Origin of the sequence: Paenibacillus sp. P13VS (genome assembly GCF_015143645.1) — a bacterium.
Lineage (GTDB): Bacteria > Bacillota > Bacilli > Paenibacillales > Paenibacillaceae > Paenibacillus > Paenibacillus xylanilyticus_A.
In genome coordinates, this window is the sequence record NZ_WYEV01000003.1 from 274,947 (window position 1) to 301,627 (window position 26,681).

Annotated in this window: 20 protein-coding genes; 14 read left to right on the forward strand and 6 right to left on the reverse strand. The window is 43.2% G+C overall.

Annotated elements, in window-relative coordinates; all coding sequences use genetic code 11:
* The first annotated feature begins 10 nt into the window (after positions 1–10).
* From GUA98_RS06280 to GUA98_RS06330, 11 genes are all read left to right on the forward strand, one after another.
* Complete coding sequence (locus GUA98_RS06280) at positions 11–1,696, forward strand: hypothetical protein (RefSeq protein WP_193722416.1); 1,686 nt, start codon at positions 11–13, stop codon at positions 1,694–1,696.
* Positions 1,683–1,961, forward strand: a complete 279-nt coding sequence (locus tag GUA98_RS06285) for a hypothetical protein (RefSeq protein WP_193722417.1) — start codon at positions 1,683–1,685, stop codon at positions 1,959–1,961. Before GUA98_RS06280 ends, GUA98_RS06285 begins: the two co-directional genes overlap by 14 nt.
* 214 nt (positions 1,962–2,175) lie before the next feature.
* Complete coding sequence (locus GUA98_RS06290; RefSeq protein WP_193722418.1) at positions 2,176–4,680, forward strand: WG repeat-containing protein; 2,505 nt, start codon at positions 2,176–2,178, stop codon at positions 4,678–4,680.
* 169 nt (positions 4,681–4,849) lie between these two features.
* Positions 4,850–5,248: an RDD family protein gene (locus GUA98_RS06295; protein WP_193722419.1), complete on the forward strand. Its 399-nt coding sequence runs from the start codon at positions 4,850–4,852 to the stop codon at positions 5,246–5,248.
* 322 nt (positions 5,249–5,570) lie between these two features.
* Positions 5,571–7,196: an extracellular solute-binding protein gene (locus GUA98_RS06300; protein ID WP_193722420.1), complete on the forward strand. Its 1,626-nt coding sequence runs from the start codon at positions 5,571–5,573 to the stop codon at positions 7,194–7,196.
* A gap of 56 nt (positions 7,197–7,252) precedes the next feature.
* Positions 7,253–8,176 carry an ABC transporter permease gene (locus GUA98_RS06305; protein WP_193722421.1) on the forward strand — a complete coding sequence of 308 codons (924 nt, stop codon included), beginning with the start codon at positions 7,253–7,255 and terminating at the stop codon, positions 8,174–8,176.
* A 10-nt stretch (positions 8,177–8,186) separates the two neighbouring features.
* On the forward strand, positions 8,187–9,068 hold the full coding sequence (locus tag GUA98_RS06310; protein WP_415752997.1) for a carbohydrate ABC transporter permease: 882 nt from the start codon (positions 8,187–8,189) through the stop codon (positions 9,066–9,068).
* A gap of 39 nt (positions 9,069–9,107) precedes the next feature.
* Positions 9,108–10,229 (forward strand): glycoside hydrolase family 88 protein, encoded by a 1,122-nt coding sequence (locus GUA98_RS06315; RefSeq protein ID WP_193722422.1) that lies wholly within the window; start codon positions 9,108–9,110, stop codon positions 10,227–10,229.
* Between the two features lie 282 nt (positions 10,230–10,511).
* Positions 10,512–12,839 (forward strand): helix-turn-helix domain-containing protein, encoded by a 2,328-nt coding sequence (locus GUA98_RS06320; RefSeq protein WP_227779445.1) that lies wholly within the window; start codon positions 10,512–10,514, stop codon positions 12,837–12,839.
* A gap of 23 nt (positions 12,840–12,862) precedes the next feature.
* Positions 12,863–14,512, forward strand: a complete 1,650-nt coding sequence (locus GUA98_RS06325) for an extracellular solute-binding protein (RefSeq protein WP_193722424.1) — start codon at positions 12,863–12,865, stop codon at positions 14,510–14,512.
* Positions 14,513–14,707: 195 nt separating this feature from the next.
* Positions 14,708–17,374: a discoidin domain-containing protein gene (locus GUA98_RS06330; protein ID WP_193722425.1), complete on the forward strand. Its 2,667-nt coding sequence runs from the start codon at positions 14,708–14,710 to the stop codon at positions 17,372–17,374.
* Between the two features lie 517 nt (positions 17,375–17,891).
* On the opposite strand, the gene GUA98_RS06335 is transcribed toward GUA98_RS06330, so the two are convergent.
* From GUA98_RS06335 to GUA98_RS06350, 4 genes are all read right to left on the reverse strand, one after another.
* Entirely contained in the window at positions 17,892–18,863 is a 972-nt protein-coding gene (locus GUA98_RS06335; RefSeq protein ID WP_227779446.1) for a hypothetical protein, read from the reverse strand.
* Between the two features lie 490 nt (positions 18,864–19,353).
* The gene (locus tag GUA98_RS06340; RefSeq protein WP_193722427.1) at positions 19,354–20,334 is read right to left on the reverse strand and encodes an ATP-binding protein; all 981 of its coding nucleotides are present in this window, start codon (positions 20,332–20,334) and stop codon (positions 19,354–19,356) included.
* A 17-nt stretch (positions 20,335–20,351) separates the two neighbouring features.
* Positions 20,352–22,331: a hypothetical protein gene (locus tag GUA98_RS06345; protein WP_193722428.1), complete on the reverse strand. Its 1,980-nt coding sequence runs from the start codon at positions 22,329–22,331 to the stop codon at positions 20,352–20,354.
* Entirely contained in the window at positions 22,328–23,002 is a 675-nt protein-coding gene (locus GUA98_RS06350; protein ID WP_193722429.1) for a TnsA endonuclease N-terminal domain-containing protein, read from the reverse strand. The genes GUA98_RS06345 and GUA98_RS06350 overlap by 4 nt, the downstream gene beginning before the upstream one ends.
* 132 nt (positions 23,003–23,134) lie before the next feature.
* Here GUA98_RS06350 and GUA98_RS06355 point away from each other — a divergent pair, with 132 nt between their 5' ends.
* Together GUA98_RS06355 and GUA98_RS06360 are read left to right on the forward strand one after the other, a co-directional pair.
* A complete protein-coding gene (locus GUA98_RS06355) occupies positions 23,135–23,389 on the forward strand; it encodes a helix-turn-helix domain-containing protein (RefSeq protein ID WP_193722430.1) in 255 nt (84 codons plus the stop codon).
* Between the two features lie 65 nt (positions 23,390–23,454).
* Positions 23,455–24,492, forward strand: a complete 1,038-nt coding sequence (locus GUA98_RS06360; protein WP_193722431.1) for a tyrosine-type recombinase/integrase — start codon at positions 23,455–23,457, stop codon at positions 24,490–24,492.
* Between the two features lie 65 nt (positions 24,493–24,557).
* On the opposite strand, the gene GUA98_RS06365 is transcribed toward GUA98_RS06360, so the two are convergent.
* Complete coding sequence (locus GUA98_RS06365) at positions 24,558–24,884, reverse strand: hypothetical protein (protein WP_193722432.1); 327 nt, start codon at positions 24,882–24,884, stop codon at positions 24,558–24,560.
* Between the two features lie 129 nt (positions 24,885–25,013).
* Here GUA98_RS06365 and GUA98_RS06370 point away from each other — a divergent pair, with 129 nt between their 5' ends.
* Positions 25,014–25,355 (forward strand): helix-turn-helix domain-containing protein, encoded by a 342-nt coding sequence (locus GUA98_RS06370; RefSeq protein WP_133385075.1) that lies wholly within the window; start codon positions 25,014–25,016, stop codon positions 25,353–25,355.
* 50 nt (positions 25,356–25,405) lie between these two features.
* Here the strand turns inward: GUA98_RS06370 and GUA98_RS06375 are convergent, their stop codons facing one another.
* The gene (locus GUA98_RS06375) at positions 25,406–26,245 is read right to left on the reverse strand and encodes a hypothetical protein (RefSeq protein ID WP_193722433.1); all 840 of its coding nucleotides are present in this window, start codon (positions 26,243–26,245) and stop codon (positions 25,406–25,408) included.
* Positions 26,246–26,681: the final 436 nt, after the last annotated feature.

Consider the following 26,681-nt stretch of genomic DNA (forward strand, 5'->3'; position numbering starts at 1 on the left):
CAAGCGGTCTTTGAAAGATATCGATAACGGTGTGAGTGTGCAATACACGTGGAATGAATCTTCAGTCAGCTGTCAGTTGAGTGATGGAACTCTCTGTACGCTGGAAAGTACGCTCGATCGCTGGGACTGCTCCTGTCCGTCAGATCACATCTGCAAACATGTTTTGATCTCGATTCTGTATTATCAGCGTGAACATCAGACGGATGAAGAGGTCACGGGGCAAGACGTGCTGGCGGAGGCAGTTCCTTCATCTGAAGCGACTGACCATAATTCAAAATCCAGTTCGATTGCTATGGATACCGTGGAGTTAACACCAGGTCATGAATCCCGTTTCCGCTGGATGATAGAGTCTGATCTGTCTACGTTAATCCAATCGTATAGCTCCTCGATGATCGAAGAGGTTTGGTTCCGGTTGAAGTATCCCGAGCAGATCGAAGTTCTGGAGGATTCTCTTCTTACCGTGCGGCTTGTAAGACAAGACATTGAGGTTTCATTCACCCAGGAACCCAGTCTCGCGAAGGCACTGTGTAAGGTTAAACAAACGGCTGGAAATATGGCGAAGCTGGAAGCCTTGCTTCGATATCGCAGACAACAACATGTGGACGATGAGAATGTCTTAAGTGGAAGAGTATATGATACCAAGTTCTCCATTCAAACCGTCCGTGAATGCCGCAGCATGCTTGCCGATCTGTTAAAAACGGGGCTTGCTAGGCTTCCACAGTCCTATATGGCCCAGCTGGAGACGCTCGCTGTAGCTGCGCATAGTGGCAACCTCCCTGATGTTGAACGAAGTTTACGGGGAATTCAGGGTGAATTACAGCTATTCTTCAATCGACATATTCGGTTCTCCATGCAAACCATGCTTGATCGGGTGTCCAAGCTGTATCTCGCATTGCAGGTCTTGGAGCAAGAGCGTACTTCTGCTTATATGCAGAGCCAGCTTATTGGCAGTTTTCGCAGTAAGTATTACACCGTTCCGCAGTTACATCTGTATGGTTTAGGAGCAGATGCATGGGAAACCAGGTCTGGTTACAGGGGGATAACGTACTACTTCTACTGTTTTGAAGACGAAGAAATATACACGTACAGCGATGTGCGCGCTGTTTACTATGACGATAATTCATTTTCCTACGCAGAGCATTATGGGGCATTTACGCCATGGCTTACCAATGTGACCTTCCGTCAATTTGCCGGGGAAGAGCTGCAGTTCCAAACGGTAAAAGTGAACAACGACCGCAGGCTCTCTTCAGGGGAGGGTGCGAAGCTGGAACTTATGACGCGAACGAAAGTGGAAGATGTGAATCTGGGCAAATACATGCAGGATGTTCCTTCTCTACTTCTTGAGGATTCAAGGACATTTGAGCTATTTACCAACCCGAAGGAGCGTTTTGCCATCCTTCGGGTTGCCCGGATCGTAGATCACAGCTTTGACAAACGAACTCAACAACTTATCCTTACCATTGAAACGGAAGAAGGGGAACTGCTTCCTCTGACGCTTCCTTATTCCATGGACTGGCAAATGATGATCCAGCGTCTCGAGTCAGGATATGGAGCCGCCTCGCTTGAACACTTTTATGCTTTTGTTCGAATGGAACAGAGCACATTGTACCCGATTAGCTTTCTGAAGGGACAACGGGTAGTCAGCCTGAAATTGGATATAGGCTATGGGAGGTCGGGTAGACTTGGAAGACTATAATCAGTTCATGCAGCAGATCGGCGGCTGGACAGAAGAATTGCTGCTGCGCGGGATATCCCAATTTACTTTGAAGGATGTAGGCGTGTTAGCACAGTTTCTTGTGGAGATCAAACGGTATCAACTGACATTCCTTGAGGAAATTGTAGGGCTATTGATAACCGAAGGACGCCGCCTGGCTCTCGGTAATGGTAACGAGGAACTTCTGCTGAGCCATTATTGCCGCTTAACCAAGTATGTACAACTAAGCATTCAGGAATCATCCTGAAGCCATGCGAAAGATTTGCAGAAGCGAGTGCCTCTGCAAATTTTTTTTGTGGAGAGAGCGTTATTTGGTTAACTTTTTACTTACGGGACCTATTCAAATACGTATACCATGCACCATGCTTCTCACAATTCAGTAGTAATATTCGCTTAGATGTCATATCCCGGTTTATGATGCATACCATTAGGCGAATGCGGTCATAAGGGAGGAAACAGACATGTCGATGAGCGAGCCACTATTAACTCAAATCGTAAAACAACTACTTCCGGCCGGCGCTAATGTCGTCACTATACTTAAACCTGTCGAACATCCAGCCATATATGCGGCAGATCTCACCGGAGACGGGATGCCGGAGATCGCTGCGGTTTATAAACTGGATGGAGAATTAACCTTGTTGATTTTGAAATTTGTGCAAGGACAATGGACGAAGATGTCGGTCACCAAAGGATTGGGGTACAACGCAACCTTGCTGACAGCTGCACCTGTAACATCTACGGCAAGAAACAATCTTATTGTCGGCTGGCAGCTCGGTTCCATCTGGTCCAAACTTGCTGTATATGAGTGGACAGATGCAGGCTTAACGGACGTAGCCCCAGCGGATCTATATTTCAGTCATGCCGAGATTATTGATATGCCCGGTCAGCATGGAAGAGACGGAAAAGTGGAGATTGCGCTTTGGACGCATGATACCGGGGAGGCTTATCAGGTTGATATTATCCGGTGGCAAAATGGGAAATGGGTACCTGCCACAGACGTATACATGTATTACTTTCCCAAGGTTGTACAGTACTACGAACAATTAACTCAGCATTATCCGGACTACACTTTTTACTGGTACTATCTTGCCGACGCCCAGTATCGCGCCGGGTTATTACCGGCTGCCCTGATTTCAGTTCAAAAAGCGCTAAGTTTCAACGAACCTTACCCATCGCGGGAAGCGCTGCTTGAATTGGAGAAGCAGATTAAACAGGGTATGGGAGGTAGTCATGTACGTGAAACCACCTGGTTATTCCCCATTTCGGTAAGAACGATTCAGGGAACCCGGTGGGGCTATATGGATGCACAGGGTCGGATCCGGCTGGAGCCTGTACTTGATGACGCTCGTGATTTTCAGCCGAATGGCCTGGCTGTCGTTGTGAAGGATGGCAAGGCTGGTGTGATTAATCTGAATGGCCAGTATGTTGTTCAGCCTGTATACGATTCCATTAATTCATTCGAAGAAGAACGGGCAATTGTGATTGATGCTCAAGGATTTAAAATGATCGATGAACAAGGTCATGTGCTTACGAAACGGGCTTATCCTTTTATCGCAAATATGAGTGATGGGCGGGCGCTTTTCTATGATACTTCCGGAGGTCAGGCAGGTGGAGATGTCAGTCGTTATGGCTACCTGGACGCTGCTGGCAATGAGGTGATCCGAGCACAATTCGTATCAGCCTACGATTTTAACAACGGAAAAGCGGTTGTTCAGATCAAAGACAATGAGTTCGCACTCATAGAGCGTAATGGAAATCGACTGGCGACATACCCTTACGCGTATGTGGGACCGCTGGGAGACGGTTTACTTGCTTTCCAGAAGGAGACACCCGGAAAGTACGGCTATATCGATGAACGAGGTCAGGTCCGAATTGAACCTAAATTTACTACAGCACTTCCTTTCAATGGTGGGCACGCGATTGTGAATACAGCAGAGGACTACAAATCCATGTATGGTGTTATTAACACGCAAGGGGCTTTTGTCATTCAATCGGCTTACAATGATATCCGAGATTTAGGGGAGCAGCGTTTTGCACTGGGGCAGGCCATTGATCCGGAGCAACCTTTCATTGGCTCAATGTATGCGATTGCAGATGTTAATGGCAGGAGACTAACAGAGTTCATTTACAGGGACGTGGGCGACTACAAAGGGGGGCTCGCTTCTGCATCGGATGGAAGACAGACTGTTCTGCTTGATCTGAGCGGGCGCCCAGCACCGGGATATCCCCGTGTAGAGGGTTCCGGAACACTGGAAGTCGTAGCACCGGATTTGATCAAAGCAAACGTTGATCAGCGTCTTTTGTATGTCAATCGAGCCGGACAGATCATCTGGCGGCAAAATACAATCGTTCCCCTTCAGCCACCTTACCGTGTTCGTGAAGAGAAGTATAAACCCAATATCGATTATCTGATTTATTATCCCCAGGTGGAAGGATTAACCGACCAGGCCGCACAACTGGCACTTAATTTGAAATTGAGGAACTTGTCTCAGGTCAAACCGATTCCTCCAGACCAGAAGCTGGATTACAGCTACACAGGGGATTTTGATATTACCTTTTATCAGCAACAGCTGCTTCAGCTGCAGCTTACGGGATATAACTATCCTTTTGGGGCTGCACACGGTATGCCTACGATGATCTATGCCATTATTAATCTCACCAGCGGGCAGCTGTATGAGTTAAAGGACTTGTTTAAGCCGAATAGCGACTACGTAAAAGTATTAAGTCAGATTGTAGGAGATCAGATCAAAAATGATCCTCAGTATGCTTATGTATTTCCGGATACCTATGAAGGAATTAGCCCGAACCAGCCATTTTTCGTGACGGCAGACGCACTGCATCTGTATTTCAATCCCTATGAGATCGCTCCGTACGCAGCGGGATTCCCGACATTTACGATTCCTTTTGTCCAGATCAGGGACATTATTAATACTGAGGGTTCGTTTTGGAAAGCGTTCCATATGTAATTTAAATTCATATTGTATATATGTGAGGCCATAGGCTAATTATGGCTTCTTTTTTATTCGATGATTTAATGGAGAGTTTATTTATACTATCTGAAGATTTACGCAAATAAATTAAATTAATGTCTTGGTAAAGGAGTTTTTTCAATTTAACCAGTTTGGAGGAAACATCTTGTATAATGCCGGTTTTTGGATTAGGCTCGGTGCAAGTATTGTTGATGGTATTATTATTGCGCTGCCTTTGATGGTTATCGCAGGGCTCATTACAGGAAACTTTGACAGCGATGAACCTATAGCGCAAATATTAAGTTCACTATATTCCATTTTATTGCCTGCATTCTGGAACGGGAGAACGATTGGAAAACGCATCTGTGGAATTCGAATTCGAAAATACGATACACAGGAGCCCCCTGGAATTGGAACCATGCTGATGCGCGTAATTGTCGCAGGACTTGTATATGGAATAACTTTTGGCATTGGTTTTATTGTAAGTGTCATCATGGTTGCTGTACGTGAAGACAACCGTGCATTACATGATTTTATCGCAGGTACCGAAGTCGTTTGGGACTAAACATGAGAAGGCGTACCCTGGCCAACATATTTGATGTATTCAAATCTCTTCATATTCAACTCACGTTACAGATTATGAACCTTGTTCATGGTCTGTTTTTTTGTGTTGTCAGAAGAACGGTCACAAACCCGTGCCAACACAGCAAATTCAAAACATTCCAGATGATTCTTTAGAGAATTCGTCTATCATTTTGGCTAAATGATCAGTTGCTTTCGAACGAAATCAATATGTCATTTTATCTTTTGCGAATATCTCTTGTAATGCGCTCTCCCTTACGCTGAGATAGAGCACAGACATTCCCAAAAGGTGGAGGATAAGGCCCATGAGAAGAAAAGTATTATCTGCGAGTTTGATGATCCTGTTATTAGGTACGACGATCCTGGGGTGTTCGTCCGGAGACAGTAAAACGGGCGAAGCTGATAAAGGAACACCAAGCGGATCAACGGAAGCAACCACCTATCCGATTCAAACGGATAAGACGCTTACGTACTGGGGTGAAATTAACGGAAACCTGATCGGAGTCAAAAATTCGCACAGCGAAATTCCATTCTTTCAAAAATGGCAGGAAAAAACCGGCGTGCCACTCAAATTCACGGCACCACCGACAGGTCAGGTCAGAGAATCCTTTAACGTGATGCTGGCATCCGGGGATTTGCCAGACATGCTGGAGTACAATTTCATCGGAGATTTCCCCGGTGGACCGGAGAAAGCCATCAATGATGGTTACATTCTCAAGCTGAACGATTTGATTGACGAGTATGCTCCGAATCTGAAGAAGTACCTGCAGGACAATCCGGACATCGACAAGATGGTCAAAACGGACAGTGGCAGCTACTATGTATTCCCGTTCATTCGTGGAGATGAGTACCTGCGTGTCTTCCAGGGACCCATCATTCGTAAGGATTGGCTGGATGAGCTAGGACTGCCGGTTCCGGAAACGATTGATGAGTGGACAACAACTCTTAGAGCTTTTAAAGAGAAAAAAGGCGCATCCGCTCCGTTCTCTGTAGTAAGTAAGCCACGATTCTTTAACGATTCCGGTAATGGTGCGTTCCTGGGGGCCTTTGGCGTAAACCGGGGATTCTATCAGGAAGACGGACAGGTCAAATTTGGTCCTGCGGAAGAAGGTTTCAAAGAATACTTGACGTTATTCCAGGAATGGTACAAAGAAGGTTTGATTGATAAAAACATCTCGACGGCTGATACCAAATCCGTTGACGGCAACCTTGCTTCGGGCGCTACTGGCGCTAGTGTCGGTAACGCAGGCGGAGGAATCGGCAAATGGCAGCCGCTCGTCGAAGCAAATGATCCGGATGCCGTTCTGGTCGCTGCACCCTACCCGGTGCTTAACAAAGGTGATATTCCTAAATTCGGCCAGCTTAATCAGGGTTATGCCTCGGAAGGCACGGTTGCCATCACGACGGCAGCCAAGGATCCGGAACTTGCCGTTCGCATGCTGGATTACGGCTACAGTGAGGAAGGGCACATGTTCTTCAACTTTGGTGAAGAAGGTGTCAGCTATAACATGGAAGGTGATTATCCGAAATTCACAGATTTGCTGCTGAAGAATCCGGATAAACTCGCGCCTGCACAAGCGATTTCACTATATGCCCGCAGCAGCTATAACGGTCCATTCGTTCAAGACAAACGTTATGCCGAGCAGTTCTTTGCATTACAGACTCAGCGTGATGCCATTGATGTATGGAAGAACACACAGGCCGCCAAATATAATCTGCCTTCCATCACACCGACACCTGAAGAGAGCTCCGAATACGCGACCATCATGAATGATATCAATACACTCGTCGACGAGATGACCATCAAGATCATTCTGGGCAACGAACCGGTGGATCAATTCGAGAGCTATGTCGCGAAAATGAAATCGTTACATCTGGATCGAGCGATTGAAATCCAAACCGCAGCACTCGAACGCTACAACAACCGGTAATTGTAAAAGGGGAGGGCTACAGCCCTCCCGATTGAAAAGAGGTGAAAAGTTACATCATGAGCAATCGTCAATCCTTTAGAAGCCGGTTCGTGCGCGACTTCATGATGAACAAGTATTTATACATCATGATGATTCCGGTTATTGGATATTATTTAATATTTCACTACGGTCCAATGTACGGCGCAATTATTGCCTTCAAAGATTATTCTCCGATGAAGGGTATCTTGGGGAGTGATTGGGTTGGGCTGAAACATTTTGATGAGTTTTTCAACAGTTATTATTTCTTGCGTGTTCTGAAGAACACCCTTCTGATCAGTTTATACACGCTGCTCTTTGAATTCCCCGCACCGATTATTCTGGCGCTGCTCATCAATGAAGTACGCAAGCGTACGTTCAAGCGGGTCGTTCAGACGATAACGTATATGCCTTATTTCATCTCTCTCGTTGTCATATGCGGTATTATTACGGACTTCACGAACGCGGATGGTTTAATCAACCGTCTGATCATGATGCTTGGATATGACGGTCAGGCGATGCTGCAAAAGCCGGAGCTGTTCCGTCCGATCTATGTTCTGTCTGAAATATGGCAGCGAATCGGTTGGGAATCCATTATCTATATCGCTGCGTTGATGAGCATCGACCTGGAGCAATATGAAGCAGCGAAGATTGACGGAGCGAGCCGTCTCAAGCAAATGTTTCACATTACACTACCCGGATTGCTGCCTATTATTACGATCATGTTCATTCTCCGGATGGGTAATATGCTGAATGTCGGGTTCGAGAAAATCATCCTCCTTTATAATCCGGTGACCTATGAAACAGCTGACGTTATCTCCTCCTTCGTATATCGAAAAGGATTGCTGGAATTCGGATGGAGTTACAGCTCGGCAGTCGGTCTATTTAACTCGGTGATCAATCTCGTTCTTCTGATTTCGGCGAACTATATCAGCCGCAGAGTGAGTCAAAACAGCTTATGGTGAGGTGGTAATTTTGATTAAGGAAAGCGGTTGGTTTGACCGAATCTTTATGATATTGAATTATACGTTTCTAATCCTGCTTGTTATCGTCACATTGTATCCGCTGCTCTACGTGTTATTTGCATCCTTAAGTGATTCGGCGCAGCTGTTAGCAAACAAGGGGCTCTTGTGGAAGCCGGTCGGCTTCAGTCTGGAAGCATACAAGAGTGTACTTGCCAACCCAGGTATAGCCACAGGTTTCCGTAATACATTGTTTATTCTTGTGTTCGGCGTTATCGTCAACCTGTTCATGACTGCGCTTGGTGCGTATGTGCTATCCCGCAAAAACGTGATGTGGAACAAGGTGTTCATGTTCTTTATCGTGTTCACGATGTTCTTTGGCGGTGGATTAATTCCACTGTACCTGGTTGTAAAAGGCGTTGGCTTATTAGATACATTGTGGTCGACCATTCTGCCTTTTGCCATCAGCACATTTAACCTGATCATCATGCGAACGTCATTTATGGGCATACCGGACAGCCTGGAAGAGTCAGCTAAGATTGATGGAGCGAATCACTTCACCATTTTGTTCCGCATTATTATCCCGTTGTCCTTGCCAGTAATTGCCGTGATGATTCTCTATTATGCAGTTGATAAGTGGAATGGATGGTTCTATGCATCGGTGTTTATAAAAAGCCGAGAGCTGTTCCCATTGCAATTGGTGCTTCGAGAGATTCTGATTGCCAATTCCACAGAAAGCATGTCGGCAGGTGCATCGGCTGGGGATCGCTTCCAGATCGGGGAAACCATCAAGTATGCAACGATTATGGTAGCGACGATACCAATCCTGTGCATCTATCCGTTTTTGCAGCGCTTTTTCGTGAAAGGTGTCATGGTTGGTTCATTGAAAGGTTAAATCAGGGAATGAAAGAATGGTAAGGAGGTATGACGTTACATGAGCGTATTAAATGAAGTGAACAAGGACGTGTGGGATCAGATTAAAAATAAAACCGATCAGATGCTTGCAGCCATAGGTGAAAAGTCTCCGCATGCTGCTGGGGCAAATGGCATCTATGACGATATGAGAATCGATTGGTGGACCTCAGGTTTCTGGCCGGGTATGTTATGGATTGTTTACGATATGACGGGTGATGAGAAGTATAAAGAAGCTGCATGGAATTGGGATGAGCGGCTATCCGAACGGTTTCTCGAAAACAATTACTTTGATCACGACGTGGGATTTCATTTCCTTCCTACTGCCGTAGCCAAATACAAGCTCACCGGAGATGCCGATGCCGCAAGGCGTGCCTTATTTGCCGCGAACTTCCTGACTGGACGCTTTAATATCAAAGGCAGCTTCATCCGGGCCTGGAATGGCGACATGCTGGGCTGGTCAATCATCGACACCATGATGAACCTGTCCTTGCTCTTCTGGGCGTCTGAGGAGAGCGGAGATCCACGTTTCCGTCATATCGCCAAAGCTCATGCGGATATGGTCATGAAGCAATTTGTCCGGGAAGATGGTTCCGTGCATCATATCATTCGATTTGATCCCGAGACTGGTGAACGGGCAGAATCAATAGGGGGACAGGGAGCGGGGCCAGATTCGGCATGGAGTCGTGGAGCGGCGTGGGCTTTATATGGATTAACGAACACATATCGGTATACAGAGGAACCAGCATATTTGGATGCGGCACGGCGTGTGGCGAACTTCTTCATTTCCAGCCTGCCTGAGGATCACGTTCCGCATTGGGATTTCCGTGCTGAGCCGGAAGAAGGGGAGGAGATTCCACGAGACAGCTCTGCTGGTGCAATAGCTGCTTCCGGACTGCTTGAACTTGCTGATGTACTTCCTGAAACGGAGGGCAGATTCTATGCTACGGTTGCCAAACGTATTCTGAGTTCCTTGCGGGATCATTATGGAACGTGGGATCTTCCTGAGCACGAAGGTATGCTTCTCAAGGGAACCGGTCATAAACCGGCAGGTCAGAACGTGAACGTTTCTCTCATTTACGGTGACTATTTCTACGTTGAGGCGAGTGCCAAATTAAACGGATGGACGCATCGCATTTTCTAGAAAATACGTTAAGAAAATTCCGAAAACCTTCTCATCTATTCAAAAATGAATTCAAATAAATACGCGTTTTGGCCCAGAATGCCCGATAGACGAAAGTGGTCTACTCGGGCTATTTGTGCTTGATTTGACGGGAAAAATCGGTGGTTGATACCCTTTTTGTCAATCGAATTGAACTTTTTATCTATATCCCTATTACGCTCTTGCCGTTATAATAAATTCCTGATCCAAACATAGACAATCTACGAAGAGTTGGGTGATGAGTTGTTGCTAAACATTCGATATTTGTGGCAAAAACGAGAAAGCATAATTGTGACCTGGCTTGTCTCTTACAGTGCTGTTTTGATTGTGCCGATTCTGATCAGTTTGGTTATTTACATGCAAGCGAATGAGACATTGAAGAGTGAAATACATCGGGCCAACGATTCCTTATTGAAGCAAATGCGATATACGATCGATACACAAGTTGATCTGATGAAGCGATTAAATATGGAGATGACGTGGAGCCCAAATTTGCAAACGCTAATGTATTCCAATCAGCCAGCCAAAGAGGCGCCGTACACGGCTTACCAACTGGTGAAGGAACTTCGTCTCTATAAAACATCCTACGCATCCATCGATGAATTCTACGTCGTGTGGAAAAAGGACCAATCCATTCTCCGTGCAGGTAACATTCGGGATATGCGAACGGCATTTCATACCCTGCATAACACAGGTTCAATGTCTTTCGAAGCATGGCGGGATCAAATTCTGGGTGCAGAGACAAATCAATTCGTCATACTGCCCCATCAGAATGCCGCTCCGGCGGAGTCTTCCATTGCGTACATTACACGTCTGCCTGACGATTTGAATGGTCAGGAGACCGGTACGGTTGTTGTCATGGCGGATACGCGAAGATTCCAGGAAGCAATTGAAAGCATCTCGGGTTTTAGCGATGCCACGCTGCTCATTCTGAACCAGAATAACGAGATTCTGATGAGCAATCATCCCGGGTCAGAAGAATTGAAGCCATTCATGAATGGCAAACAGGTACAATTGGATAGCGCCAAGGTAGGCAAGTCGGAGATGTTCTACATGGACTCCGCGGTATCCGATCTGAAGTACGCATTGATTATTCCCAGCAGCCTTTATTGGGAAAAGGCAGTATATGTCCGCAATTTTACGTATATCAGTATCGTGGTGAGTCTCATTAGTGCGGGTGTACTGACCTGGTTCTTCATGCGCCGGAATTACTCCCCGATCCAACAGCTCGTGGAATTACTAAAAGACAAAAATTCACAGAACGAACCTGCTGATCGGAATGAACTTCGGTTTATTCAGAAGGTCATCATGAACACACGATCGGAAAAGAATGAAATTGCCCAGCAGCTGCAGAAACATGAGCAGGTGCTGCGATCCAATATGATTAATCGGCTTCTCAAAGGCAAACAGGATACGTTGGTACCTTATGAAGATGCATTCCGTTCCTTTCATATGCCGCTCTATTCAAGTGAGTTTGCTGTGATTCTATTTGTCATCGAAAATGAAGAAAATCTCTATGGAAAGCTGCCGGGTATTGATATTAACGAACGAAACAAATTAATCCATCTCATTATTTCCAATGTGGTTGAAGAACTGGCTTCAGAGCGTCAGCATGTCGGATATGTGGCTGAAGTTGATGATATGATCGTCTGTCTTGTAAATATGAAAGCGGATTCTTCGGATTGGAACCAGGATCTTCATCATATTGCGGCAGAAGCGCAGCGCTTCCTGGAACGCTATGATATGGAGCTTACGATCTCCATCAGTGGACGCCATACGTCGTGGATTGGCATCGCCGAAGCATACCAGGAAGCAGTAGACGCGATGGAATATAAAATGGTGCTTGGCAAGAAAGGCATCATTACCTATGACGATGTCCGCAGCGAGGCTATGGCGGATGACTCCTTTGGCTACTACTATCCACTTCAGGTGGAACAGCAGCTTCTTAATTTCATCAAAGCGGGAGATACCGACCAAGCCAGCGCTTATATGAATGAGATTACAGAGCGAAATTTTGTTAAACCGATTATGTCGCTCACACTCGCACGTTGCCTGATTTTTAACCTGGTAGGTACAATGATCAAGGCCATTAATGATCTGGGGGAAAGGGATCATCAGACGCTAACCCAATACCCGCATCGGATTGAGGACATTATTGCCAGTGATACCATCCAGGAGATGCAGGAAGCTTTGCAGAACTTGCTTGAAGAGGTATGTTCCTATGCCGCTACCAAGCGCGCAACAAATGTATCACAAGAACGTGAGGATTCCCTGCGTCATCTCATTACCCAAATCACACAATATATTGAGAATAACTATACGGATGTGAATTTGAACGTTAACGCCATTGGTGAACATTTTGAGCTGAAAGGCAGTTACTTGTCCAAACTGTTCAAGAATCAGACGGGTGAGGGTCTGCTGGACTGCATTCATAAATGCCGTATTCGACAGGCTAAAGAAATGATGGAGCATAAACAGGAATCCATTACCGAAATATCCCGATTGGTCGGGTATAACGATGCAGCAACTTTCATCCGGGTATTCAAGAAATATGAAGGCATTACGCCCGGTAAATATAAAGAAATCAGTTGATTGATTTGAAAGGAGACCGGAACATGAACGTAAAGAGGAAGTTGGCATTCATAGCAAAGTTGACAGGATTCATCCTATTGCTAGGCATGCTGACTGCTTGCGATCAGAACGGGACAGATTCGGATGCCAAGCTGGATGAACGTAGCGGCTCATCAGATTACCAGACCGTCTCAATTGCTTCACCCAATAACGATTGGAAATTAACCTACTGGGCAGAATTGAATGGCAATGCCGCGAGCATTAAGTCCAGCTTCAATGAAGTTCCTTTTTTTCAGGAGTGGCAGCGAAGAACCGGAGTCAACCTTCAATTCATCCGGCCTCCCGCCAATCAGGCCAAAGAAGCGATTAATGTACTGCTTACGTCCGGAAAACTGCCGGATATGATTGAATACGAGTGGAGCAATTATCCCGGTGGGCCGGAGAAAGCGATCAAAGATGGATATATTCTGCGATTAAACGATGTTATTGATCAATACGCACCTCATCTGAAACAGTACCTGACCGAGCATCCAGACATTGATATGCAGATTCGTACAGCCAGCGGAAGTTACTACGCGTTTCCTTTTATTCAAGGAGATGATAGGCTGCGAACATATCAAGGGCCGATTATCCGTAAGGACTGGCTGGATGAGCTTGGACTCGATGTACCGACTACGATCGACGAATGGCATACGGTGCTTCAGGCATTTAAGGACAAGCAGGGAGCTGAAGCTCCGCTTACTTTCCTCGGTGTTCCGAATCCGTTGTTTGGTATTGAAGGCGGCGGTTTTATTGGCGCTTTTGGCATAAAAAAGGGGTTTTACGTGGAAGATGGCCAGATTAAGTTTGGGGCACAAGAACCTGAGTATAAGGCCTTTCTCTCTTTATTCCGTGAATGGTATGCGGAAGGACTCATTGACAAAAATCTGGCTGCCGTCGATTCGGAGACTCAGGATACCAACATGACAACAGGACGCAGCGGCGCTGGTATCTGGAATGCAGGTGCGGGGATCGGTACATGGCTGCCTATCTTGCAGGAGACGGATCCTCAGGCCAAACTTGTGCCAGCACCATATCCTGTCATGAACAAAGGAGATCGCCCGAAATTTGGTCAGCTTGCTCCCGCGATCGGTTCCAGTGGAGTGGCTATATCCAGCAACAGTCATCATGTAGAAGAAGCAGCACGAATGCTGGACTACGGATATGGGCCTGAGGGACATTTGCTGTTTAACTTTGGCATTGAAGGTGTCAGTTTTAAGATGAAGGACGGGTATCCGACGTATACCGAGACTATTTTGAAAAACCCTGATAAGTGGTCGCCGGCACAAGCGCTTGCGATGTACACCAGAGCGAGTTATTTCGGGCCATTCGTGCAGGATACGCGATATATGGAACAATACTATACTTTGCCGGAACAAAAAGAGGCGGTACAGCTATGGTCCAGTACGGATGCAGTTCTCCATCAGGTACCGACCCTGCCCAAAACCGAGAAAGAAAGCACGGAGATGTCAGTCATCATGCAGGAAGTAAACAAAGTGGTGGACGAGATGTCGCTTAAAATCATATTTGGCATTGAGCCGGTGGACGCTTTCGATACGTATGTCGAGCAACTTAAGTCATTGCAGATTGATCGTGCGATTGAGATTCAGCAACAGGCGTTAGAGCGATATAATCGCGCCGTATCCTCTGAATAAATCCTTATATTGTATAAAATGGGCATTGAAGTGTCGTTTTTGTTCATATAATTTCGTTCCCTCGTGCTCTACAATCGGTTATGACATGCTGAGTTGGCATGCACTTGACTCTTGCTTGAGCAGGATCGGAGGTGACAATAGGGTTTCTTGAAACCGCTCACATACTCTGGAATCCAAAAGGAGGAGAACGAAAGTATGCGTAGAAAGTGGCCTTTTTTACTGTTGGCATTTACGTTGAGCGTTGGATTGTCTGTACCTGGAACCCAGGAGGTTCGAGCGTCAGAGGGTGACTCACGGTCATCTATTGATCGTGTCGGTGAGAATCTGTCTCTGGGTACGGATGGCAGAAGCAGGCTCTATCCAAACAATTGGTATCCGGGATTTAAAGATGAACAGGGAAGGTTTCTGCATGACTTTTCGTATGCCGGTTATCGGCGCGGGGAAACCCAATTACCGAAAACGGCTAAGAACAAACGTATTGACGTTACCAAATCACCGTATTTTGCCGATCCTTCAGGGAATCGAGATGCAACACAGGCTATTCAGAAGGCAATTGATGCTGCTGCTTCGTTAGGTGGGGGTGTCGTGTATCTTCCTAAGGGTACATATCAGGTTAACCCTCAGGACGGCAAGGATTATTCACTACACATTCCTGCAAGTCGTGTGGTCCTGAAAGGGGACGGGATGAACAAGACTCATATCTATAATGCACAGCAAAATATGAAAAACAAGGATATTATCCGGATCGGTAACGGAGACTGGAAGAAAACCGGAATTTCAACAAAACTTCGAAAATCCGTTACCGATCCAACCGTTCTGCTACCCGTTGAAGACACAAGCGGTTTTGCGGTGAATGATTACGTGGTCATTTCATTCGAAACGACGTCAGGTTTCTTACGTGAACTTGGCATGCAAAACAAGTGGTCGTCACGTCTTGGTAAAGTAGAACCGTTATTCTATCGCCGAATCGTTGGCATAGATCCGGAGAACCAAACGATCACGTTAGATATTCCGACGCGTTATCCAATGAAGCTGCGCGATGATATTACGATTAGTCAGACCGCAGACCCGATTGTCGAGGTAGGGTTGGAAGATTTCTCGATTGCAAACATTCAAAATGCAAAGTCGGGGCTCGGTGAAGATGACTTCAAAGTCGTTGGGACTGCTGGGTATGAAGCCGACAATGCTAAAGCAGTCAATGTGATTGCAGTGGCCAACAGCTGGATTCGAAATATTAACACCTATAAACCAGCTGGCAATGCAGATTATCATCTGTTATCCAAAGGGATTATTCTGGATCGTACGAAGAACGTTACTGTGGATCATGTAACCATGCAGTACCCGCAGTATCGTGGAGCGAATGGGAACGGTTATTTATATCAATTTATAGGCAATGATAATCTCATTAAGAATAGTAAGGCAATTGGAGCTAGACATAGCTTCACCTATGCCAACTTCTCTGCGAACGGGAATGTGCTGCAAGGTTCGTATTCTGAGAAACCTTCACTATTGACTGATTTTCATATGTACTTGAGCATGGCGAACCTGATCGATAACCTGGTCGTTAACGGGGACGGGATCTCTGCCATTACACGGGATTATGGATCATCCGAAACGAATCGTCATGGGGTGGTAACCACTGAAAGTGTGTTCTGGAATACGACCGGTCAGGCGGCACACCCTAGTAAATCCGGCGTTATTGTAGAATCAGAACAATTCGGGAATGGATATGTCATTGGAACAAAAGGAAAGGACACCGGCGTGAACGTCAACATTGTGGGTTCGATTCCGGATGCAAATACGCAGCCATTCGATATGGCGGAAGGTATTGGGGAGGGCGATCGTTTATCCCCGCAAAGTCTATATAAGGATCAGAGCAAGAAGCGAATCAAAGATATTCATCTGGGGCTTCAATCCCTGTTGGTGAATGGCGAAGCTATCGGAGGGATGCAGTTCTTAAGAACGGATTACGTTCATACTTTGCCTTATGGCACAACCAAAACACCGATCATCTCTGCAAAAGCTTATGACAAGGATGCAAAGATTAAAATTAAGCAACCGCAAGAGACTAATGGAACTGGAGAGATCACTGTATCCTATCGGGGTCACAAAAAGAACGTGCGAGTTAAGTTTAAGGTTGCTGAAGCACCCGTACTTCCAGAGAATATCTCCATCATTCCCAATAAAACAGTACCCGGCTGGAGAGTTGCAGGGAATGCGATCAGCGCAGGCGGAAGCGGTGAATTATCTTCGTTTCTAACATTAGATAATGGTGAGATCGTAAACATTGCAGAATTGAATGTTCCTGTGACGTATACATCAAGTGATGATACGATCGGATATATGGAAGGGACTACATTTCATGCGGTAAAAGCGGGAAAGGTCGACATCATCGTGAGCTGCGTCTTTAATGGCGTAACGGTCGAGGCACAGGAGAAATTTGAAGTCAAAGAGGCTATGGCTGAACCGGAAGGACAATTCGCTGTCGTAACCAAGGTTACGGCAAGTGCAGATGATGGCAATCTGCCGATCCATACGATCGACCGTGATCCAGACTCCAGATGGTCTGCAGATGGAAAGGGACAATACTTGCAGTTGGAGCTTGAGCAACAAACCGAAGTAGGGCAGGTAAGCATTCAATTCTATAATGGACATACGCGATCCAATTATTTTGATTTGGAGATATCAACTGATGGTATAAATTACCAGAAAGTATTGAGTAACGTGGCCAGTCAAAAACAGACGGCTTATGAAACATTTGAATTTGAACCGACTCAGGCCAAATTCATTCGTTATGTCGGGCAAGAAAACGAATCCAACACCTGGAACAGCATTATTGAATTTTGGGTGCACGGGGATTAAAAATGACGTAGGATCAAGATGATAAGAATTCGATTCAGATTTAGTCTCAAATATAATATGTGCTTATTTTAAAACTGAAATGAGCGCATATTATATTTGGATAGATTGGATAGCTGAATTGTAAACAGAATCACATATTTATCCATATGAAATTGAAAATTTCTCGGGGGTTATAAATTGAAAAAGCCACATTTATCCATGTTAATTGATCGAACAAACGGTATTAAATGAGTAAAAGACAAAAAGAAAAAGAAGATAATACCGTGAATACATATGTTGATTAGTTAATCTTTAATACTGTTTCACAAAACTCGTATTTTGTACATATGTAAAATGGCATGAATCACATCATCCCAACAAGTTCTTTGACAATTTCTGACGGTGGACAAAAACTTGTACCGTTAAAGGACAAGAACTTCTACCTATTGCCGTTTACGTTCCCCTATTCCTTTTCATTCTCAATTGATCCGGTCCGGGTTAAACACAAAAAACCGGCAATCTTTTCAGATTAACGGCTTCAAAAACTCAATTTTTTCACATATGTCTCGACTGTTTTTTGGAGGATCTTATGTTCATCACTTGGATTACTCATGTTCAGCATCGCAACTTTTTGTGGTGTACACGATATCATTGATTGAATATCTTGTTTAGCGGTTTCATGTTGATTCGGGCAATTGCATTTGTTAGTCAACAACGGTTCTTTGTTTTGCAAATGATAATATTCAATGCTGCTAGATGAGCTGCTCTCATCAAAGTTGTATTTGAAAGCGACATCTGGAAACGAACGATCCCTCATATTTTCAATTTCCTTCCAAGAAGGAACACTAATTTCTTTACTTCTCTTCCCTGCGGTCTCCATCCAAGCACAGAAGAAATTCTCACAGAACTGTAAGACCAGTTTTTCAAGAATCCAGGAAAGCCCCCCCATATCAATACTTCTACGGATTTTCATTTGATAATTGACGACCTGATCAGAGAAATACTCCAGAAGCTCCCTGATTAGAAGTGGCGCTACATCAGAAATCAAGCTCGTTCTCAAAGAATTAAAGCCGTAGAAATGCTCCTCCTTTAAAAGAGATTTTCTCCAAAAAACATAAGCATATGCATAGGGACAAATTTCAGGGAATTCAATCGTTTCATTCGATTTTCTAAGCTCCATCAATTGAGTTATGCAATGTTGATGAGACTTAAGTGAACTCTGAAATAATCGGTCTATAACTTGTTGAACAGCATTAGAAGTAACTTGCAGTAAATCTTTTTGGAAACGGTTAGAGAAGTAATCCTGTCTGTGCACGGATTCTTCCGTATCAAATATTTTTATCTCTTCAGGTTCATCCGTAACTAAACGCTTTAAATTGCAATGTTGTGCATGAATAATCCATTTGGAATGCATATTTGATATCTTCATGTTTGCCTGGTTTGCTTGAACCCAACGAAGGACAGCAGGATTCATTTGATCAGGCCCTCTCCATTCGTTCCAACTGGACATATGAAAAGTAGCAAAGGCATATCCACACTTGCACTGAAATGCATGCTCTAACTGTCTATTCGACAACAAGAACGGTATCGTTGATCTGCAGTTAGGACAAGCATTATTCAATTTGAGATCATGAAATGCGCATTCATCGAGAAGTTTAAACTGATGCAGCCAAGAATGATACCCCCCCTCCATACACTTCGAACACCAATGCAATTCACGATGAAACCAATGCTCCCACGAACTGAATATTCTTAAAATTGTGTTCTTGTAAGTTAAAATCCAGTGTTTGATGAAGCCTTTCGAGGTGGAAACCATTTAACTGTAACAGTTCTCTTTGCTTATCTCCAATGTGATTTTTAATGTTCTTTACATGTGTACTGCCAAAAACTTGTAGAATCTCGTTCCGACCCGTAAGGTTTACCAGAGCCAATTTTTCAAGTACAGACCAGGGCGATTCATATTCATTGATCCATTCTTTCCTCCACACGATATTCATTTATTAATCACCACTACCTGCTAAAGACATATAAATTTCTGACTCAATGTAGCCACTAAGCTTGATGGATTCTAACCAATGTTGAGCAGAGATCCATTCAAGCTGTTCCCCATGTGCCCCGTATATTTTCAGAGCGTTTTCAACAGCATACGTAAAATACTCCATAGGGATCTCAAGTTTTGAATGAACTCCATGTTCGCTGCGAAGATCTTGAAATTGTTGATAAATTAAAGCAGCATCATCTTCCAAGCGGTGCCCTTTCTCATATCCTTTAGGGAAAAAATGTCTAGTGAAGCTCCAGTCACTGTTTTCGGGATATGCAGATATTTCAGACGAATCGTAGCATCGAAGAACAGATTTGATATCGTCCAAGGAAGTAATACCGAAAAAACGATGTTCGTGTGTCATAAAGCGTCCAATGATTTGAGACTTACGTTGTCCTAGAAAGAATGTTCTTCTCGTGAGCAACTCTTCTTGACCGACACAAATCACTGTCATGCTGATTTTCGCACGATCCAGTTGATTGTATATGTCCATTAACCAAATAAAATGTGATTCTGTTAGACGATGTGCCTCATCCATAATTAAGATAACCCTTCTTAATCTAGACAATTCCGCTCTTTCTTTTAGCAAATTGACAATTTGATTCCGCATTTCTTCAGCTTTTCTTCTAGCTATAAACGGAAATTCAAAGTCATGGAGAAGATCTGCATAAAATCTCCCTTCGTTAGGAAACTTGTATGAGTTGCTGTTGGCTATAAAGATTGGTATGGGTGCATTCATAAAATGTGGCAGATTCTCCAAAGCAAATTTTAATGCAGTCGTCTTTCCTAGACGTGGACGACCATAGACAATCATTCCTGGTAATCGGTTCAGTACAATCTTTTTGAGGTTATCCATTAAACGGAGTACCTCTTTGGTCGGGAGTAAATAATGCCCTACTTCAATAGGATGTGTTCCAACAGGTATCAAGTGATTTTCCAATGTCATCTTCTCCTTTTTTAATACATCTTTGTTTTAAATTGTTTTAATAGGCGCTCATAGTTATCCATCTCATTTAGCTTTTCTCTATTCATTTGTTCTTCTCGAACTTTGTCTAATAATTCATGTTGTGCTTTTGCTTCTTCTAATGCTTTTGTTTGTTCTTCCGCTTCGTCTGTAAGCTTGTGTTTGCTAACCTCTTTCACCTGAGTAACTCTATTCGTTGTAGATTTCTTGGAATTTTCTTTACTCAATAAATAGTCAGTGTACACGAAGATAGGGTCGTCCCAAGTCGTGTAATGAATCAGCTTCCGCTGAACTAATGAATTGATCGCTCGTCTCGTTTGCAAGGAATGTGGAGTGAGTGACCACCTCCCACTAGCTGTTAAATAACCGAATTCGCTGCCATCGGGGAGATATGCTTTTATGAGACGCAGATCGTCAACATTCACATGTACAATTAACTCTTGCTTTATTAGATGGGCAGAGTTCGCAAGTTTTTCACTCCGGTATTCTACACCTTCATATTGAATGTAGGGTTTTCTCCCAGTCACTAGAGAGCCTCTTACGGTTCGATTAATTTGGGTTTGCATAAACAACATCTCCGATCGTTTCTCTTCTTCCAGGCGCCTTGGTAATAAGCCTCTTAGTTGTATCCTTTTTTCAAGAAGTTCAAGGGGCGTTTGATGATAAATCCCTCCATGTGGTGTGCCATTGTAATTTGAAATCATTACATCAACGAGTTGCAATAAATGTTCATATGTGATGTTAAAACGAAGAGCAGTCTCTTCAGGATTGTTTCTTCTAGGGTCATCCGGACCACTCCCCGTTGTATTTGGTAACCGATGAAACAGGCTTCCTGCTAAGGTTTTAAAATATCTCTCAATCACTCCTCTTCTCATTGGAAGTGCTACGGGACCAAAGTTCGGTGTGCATCCAATTAAATTTGTGAGTCGATCTTGCACCATTTTAGCGTAATGAGATTTCGCATTATCTAGACACATTACATCCCACACTGCCCACTCCAACTCAGGAAACTTTTCTGATGGAAACCCACCTGGGGGATGATAACTCAGGCCTGGGATTGTCAATTCTAGCCGTTTATGTGGCATAATTGCATTACGAGCACAGTGCATTACGTCACTTCCACCATACTCTCTATTCAGTGAAACAGAATATCCTAAAATGCTGCGAGTACTCACATCAATGATGGTAAGAATCCAGAAACGTTCAAGCGTCAAGGTCATAGGATCTCCATCTGGTGTATCGATATCTACCGTAAAAAAACCGTCAATTCGATGGGCGTCAAACTGAACTTTCTGATACGGGAATAAGTTTGAGAGTTGGTTTTGGTCTTCCTCCCCCGCTCGGTTTGCTCTATGAAATGCATCTTTACCGTATCGCGCCGCAGCCTTTCTAAAATTTTGCTCAGCTATTTGTTTAATGTAACGTTGTAGAGCCTTATACCCCATCCATTTTGTATTTAAAGGGTATTCAGAGAGAGTTATTCCCTTTTCACGGCACTGATCCACAAAGCGCTTGTGGATATGCTTCACCTTCATAACCGGCTCTAGGGAACGATTTTTTCTGCCTAAATATAAATCTTCTACCATGTCTTTAATATCCGGATGCAATTCCAAAAAACGTTTGAATTCCCCAGTTTTTTGATCTTTATTTCTTTTCTGACCTAATAAATCCAACTCGTAATTTTTTACATTTTTCTGAGGAATCAATCCACGGAAACCTAAAACAACGCCATCTAGATCATATTGAATACATCTTTGAACTAATCTTCTCAAGTTTCGAGGCGAGACTCCGGTCGTATGTTGAATACTATCTAAACTGTCTCTCCGGAAATACATTAAGACCGCATTTTTACGTTGTACAAACAATGTATGGGCAGTTTCGTTTAGTACATTCTCATCTACAGAGGGCCAAAGTTCAGGATTAGCTTGGTCGGGTTCTAATCCGTCCTGCTCATAAATTCGCGATCTGCTCATTGTCTCCAAACCTCCATTTCAAATCCGATAAGTTGATCTTCCATATTCGCTTTGATATCCCCCTCATAAAGGAGCCATTTTAGGCATAAAAGTACAGCCTCAATAGGAAGATTAGATAGTCCTCGCACAACTTCTTTAATCTTTATCCCTTCACCTGGAATAACACTAAGCACTTCCTTAGAAAAAACAGGCTTCTTACTATTAACTACTGCCATACATAACGATGTTCTGTTCTCAATTGAGTGACGACCTTTTCTTACATCCTCTTCTGTACGAACAACGTAATGTTTATTATTCATTCGGCACCATTCTCGTTGTGCTTCGATTTGCCGCTGAGTTCTCGCATGTTTTGGATGTTTAGATGTCAGTTCCTTCTTGTATTTGACTTCCACAAAAATTTCCGCCCCATCCTCTTTTAAGATCCACATATCAAAGATAGAAGTACGAAGGCGGCCATTTAAAACGTAGGAAATTTCCAATGGTTGCTCACAATATGTGATAACTTCAGGGTCCGCATCAACCAGAAGCCAATGATCGTATTCCAGATCACTATATAGTTCAACGATCCGCTTATCGACTTTATTTCCACGCGGGGTCCAATAGTTATTTCCATATTTTTTACTTCGAAGTATCTTGATGGGCTGGTACTTCATGAATTCGTTTCTACTCATCACAAGTTACCCCTTTAGATTTGTTTTCCTGTATAAACAAAAATTCAAGTTTTTATACTCATCTATGTATAATATTTGCCTTTCTATGAACATACTAAGAAGTAATAGAATGATAGAAAGGAAGAATTCGATATGTCAGAAGAAGAATTTTATAAGTGGTTAGGTGAGCGACTTCGGGATCTTCGCAAGTTAAAGAAGCAAACTCAAGAAGAGTTATGTCAGAATTATCATCTTGCTCGTTCTTCCCTTGCCAATATTGAGAGGGGAAGGCACGTGATCAGTGCGTATAACTTATATCTCTTATTACAAGTTTTAGATGCCCCTCTCGAATCACTATTGAAAAATCATCTTCAAAACAGTAATTCAACACACAAAATTTCATCTTGAACGTATTAAAGTAATGTTTTTTGGGCACACATCCTGAAAAGAGATCAAGGATGGTGTCTATATATATGAAAGTACAAGAATCCCGAGATTTAGCAATGCTATCAGAGCTCATTGACGAGTTACCTTTAGCCGTAAAATGTTTCATTGAACATAAGCTAGACCACGATCGGTCTCCTTCTTCTTTGTTAGAGTACACCAGAGATTTTCGTCTTTTTTTTAGCTGGATTGGACCCAATCTATGGCCCTATGTTACTGCGGAGAATGAACTTACGCTAGATATGTTCAATGATATAACCCGTGAACATGTGCAACAATTTTCGGATTATTTAACGCAGACAAGAAACTTGCAATATAGTTCCTTGGTTCGCAAAATCCATTCATTACGTTCGTTATTCGCCTACCTCCATATGAGATTTGAGTTTAACGAAACTCCTATTTTGAAGCGTAATGTCTTCGCTACATTCACCTTGGAGAGGCCTAAAAACCATATGGAGGTCGCACGTCATTTACAGAATAAGGTACTACGCGTCCATGAAATCCCTGAATTTGTTAAATTTGTACAGGAAGGCGTAATAGAGCAAAACAATATACAAGCTCAATGGTTCCATAATCAAAATCGCGCACGTGATGTCAGTATCGTCACCTTGCTCTTAGAGTCTGGAATTATGGTCAGTGATATTGTCAATTTGGATTTGGATGATATTAGCCTTCAGGACGGCTACGTTATCGTGACAAGGCAGCAAGCTAGCGTACGAACGAAACACCAAGTTATGTTTGGCGATAATGCCAAAACCTATCTGTACGATTACTTGAAAATTAGAACTGGCACCTATGCTCCTCAAACAGGTGAGCGAGCGTTGTTCCTGGCAAAGCCTAACGGGGAAACACAAGGTAAACGAATATCAAAGACTACGATTCAAGCTATGGTTAAGAAGTACGCTTCAAAATTTGGTGCCTCAGAAGTTACTGTACGCCAGCTCACCCATTCATTTGGAGTTCAATACGCAGCAACGAATACTGTCCGTAATATGAAACAACAATTGGCTCAACGTAATATGGATTCACTAGAGAAGTATCTTATCCTGTCGAGTCTTATTGATTAAATTCACCACCTATTACCTACGTCTTGTTCTCTTTGAACAAGGCTTTTTTTATGTTTTGAAGTGTTTTAGTTAATTTGTTTTGTAATGTTCTTCTTAAGCTGCTTTAGTTGGTTCAATCGATCGTGGTAATCATCCACTTCTTGAATGCTTCTCTTTTCTAATCTCACCAACGTAGCAACACTTACCTCTTGATATTTTAATGAAATGATCAGAATTGCTTCGTGATAGTCTTTGATATGAACGACAGGAATCTTCCATTCTCCTTGATCTCTAGCCACGTCAAACCACTGCTTTTTGATCACTTCTCGATTGGTATACATTCTTCCGTCAAACAAAATTCCTTCTGCCGTTACCGTAGCAATTTCAATACCTGCTTTGAGTTTTTCTTTCATCCTCTCCACCTCCCTTATTATTTATGTCCATTCAAAATGATATATAAACTAATCATTTGTTAAAAATAATCTATATACATTAATGTATCGAGGGTTTCGCATTGTTTAGACTAAATTAGAGGTGTGGCAATGAACGAACCTGTATTAAGATTAGTGGGACAACGTGTCCGTGAATTACGAAAAAAACAAGGATATTCTCAGGAAGAATTAGGTGAAATGGCCGGCTTCCACTTCTCCTATATTGGAGGAGTTGAACGTGCCGAGAAAAACATAACCTTGTTGAACCTTCAAAAGATTGCTGATGCACTCCAAGTTAATGTACACGAACTTTTTCATTACAGTAAGTATGTTAAAGCAGGGAATAATGACAAAGAGAAGTTAGTGAACGAGATCAATGAGAAGCTTTGGCCAATGAAGGCTTCTGATCTAAAAAAGGTTAACCTCCTCTTATCTGAACTTTTCGATAACTAGACCAAAAAAGCCGATGTCTTTGGACGTCGGCTTTTTATTGCAAATTCAATTTAAACTTCCCATCCCTGTTGGCTTCGTAAATTCATCCAGGAATACCGGTTAGATTGTTGAATCATTCTTTCCATCATATTACGTTCACTTGTTAATGTCATGAGAATGTACTTCGTCCTTACATCCAGTATTTCTAAGTGTTTTCGGACCTGAGTCATAGAAAAGTAGCCTTTGGCTGCGAATATCTTTACTTGGTCTATATCAATCTTTCCACAGCGCTGGAGTAGTTCTGATCCTCCCCATTGAAATGCAGCATTAGTATTGACGCACGGATCCGGAATAACCACACTTATCTTTCCTGCAGACAGAGGGATAGTGGATTGGCTGTTATTTAGCATCTCCTTTAGAGCAGTAACACGTAAAGCAGTCCACTGATCAAACAGCCTAGAGTAGATCCATTTTTGTTGCTTCCATTTATCTAATAAGCCGTAAATGTCATAGTTGGCCATATCATTTTTGTAGCTACTGAGTACCTCTTCATTTTGTCCTTGAGCGATCCTTTTGGGAGCAAATCGCAAGTATGGCTTGCTAGCTAAACGGCATTCCTGAAGTGAGTTCTGTTCCAACTCATTTAACCTATTCCATTTAATTCGGATAACCTTAGGAAGCACACCATGACTATCTAGTAGCTCATAAAACTGATAGTTTTCCGTAATGTACTGCTTAGTTGCAACGAATTTGCCGACGACATTTTGCGCTGTCCACTCAAATCGTTGAAATCCAAGAGAAGCCTGATATTCACTGATTAGTTGTCTTAGAATTTTTACTCTAGATCTAGAGCAACACATCTCCTCGTAGTGGGGTGATTGAACAAAATGAATTATATTATCTATGCTCACTAGTTCGTACTCCTTTTTTTAAGATAGTGAGTGGTATTGACGGTTCAAATAAAATTTATTCATCATGAGGATACAGAAAAAACAAAGAAGCTGCCAAACGGCAGCTTCTAAGATTAAACCTTTACATTTAGGAATGGGCTAGACACCATTGCTTAGATTTGTTAGTAGCTCTATGCGTCTAAATGATGTTAAGTCAAGAATGATCTACTTAAGATAAAAAAATAAAGCAAATTGTCAATTCATGAGCTTGATTCAGGAACATTTTTTTTAAAGTGGAAAACAACTTTAATTTAGCATTTTTTTGAATCAACAATCCAAAGGAATTCTCATTCTAAAGTAGTAATGGAGTAATATCAATTAACTTTTTTATTAATAAGATAGATTTCTGCCTCATTACTAGTAGGTTCTAAGGCGTCACCGTTTGGATGTAGCAGGT